Below are 1244 nucleotides of genomic sequence, written 5' to 3' on the forward strand. Positions count from 1 at the left end.
CAGGGCGATTTCAAAGTCGGGTGATCTTGTAGGTATGCAGGTCGCGGTGGTGTGACGATGTCCGGTGGGTGCGCGACGTACGCAACGAAGCTCCGTTGTGCAGGTGACCTTGCCAAGTCGCCTTCGCCCAACGGAGCTTCGATGTGCCGCCAGTCTGCCACCGTCTGCCTGATCAAGTCGCCCACACGTCAGCACCGTGCGATCGGTCCGCTGGCCCTGCGGCTGCAGACGCTGGCCGATCCGCGGTGCCGACGCGGGAAGCGTCACCCCTTCGTGGCAGTCATGCTGGTGGCCTGCTCGGCCGTGGTCACCGGAGCGAAGTCCTTCGCGGCGATCGGGCAGTGGGCGAAGGAGGCTCCGCAGGACATCCTCGCCCGGCTCGGGGCCCGTGCCGCGACGGCGTTCGACGTACGCATTCCGCCCAGCGGCGCGACGATCCGGCGGGTCGTCCAGCGCACCTGCCCCGGCGGCCTGGCCGACCTGCTGGGATGTGATCCAGCCGGGGCCGGCACCCTGGCTGTGGATGGCAAGAGCGCCCGCGGCTCGCGCCACGGGGAAACCCCGGCCGCCCACCTGCTGGCCGCGATGACCGGTAGCGGCCAGACCCTCACCCAGCTGCGGGTGCCGGACAAGACGAATGAAATCACCTGCTTCGCCGCCCTGCTGGAGCCCTACGACCTCACCGGTGTCACCGTGACCGCCGACGCTCTCCACACCCAGCGTGACCACGCACGCTTCCTCGTCGAGACCAAGAAGGCGCACTATGCGTTCACCGTGAAGAAGAACCAGAAGGGTCTGTTCGAGCAACTGCGGACCCTGCCCTGGGGTGAGGCGACGGCGAAGTTCTACGACCGCACCACCGGCCACGGACGCCTCGAGACCCGCGTGGTGCAGGCGCTGTCCGTCACCGATCTCGGTGTCGACTTCCCACACGCCGCCCAGGTCGCGAAGATCGTGCGGCACCGCACCTGCGTCAAGACCGGCAAGCGCAGCCGAGAGACGGTCTACGGCATCACCGACCTGACCAGCCGCCAAGCCTCCCCCGAGCGGATCGCGAAGATCGTCCGCTCGCAGTGGATCATCGAAAACCGGCTCCACTTCGTACGGGACACCGCCTTCCGCGAAGACGCCTCCAAGGTCCGCACCGGACATGGGCCGGAGAACATGGCCACCCTCCGCAGCTTCGCGATCAACCAGCTCCGCCACGCCGGCCACACCAACATCGCCGCCGGACTCCGCGAGAT

At 68.1% G+C, this 1244-nt stretch carries 1 protein-coding gene; it reads left to right on the forward strand.

Annotated features, from left to right (window positions below; all coding sequences use genetic code 11):
• Positions 1–141 precede the first annotated feature (141 nt).
• A partial coding sequence (locus tag AB0M62_RS34860; RefSeq protein ID WP_366078335.1) for an ISAs1 family transposase occupies positions 142–1244 on the forward strand: 1103 nt, incomplete at its 3' end.

The sequence above is a fragment of the Streptomyces sp. NPDC051219 genome (assembly GCF_040682335.1).
Taxonomy (GTDB): Bacteria; Actinomycetota; Actinomycetes; order Streptomycetales; family Streptomycetaceae; genus Streptomyces.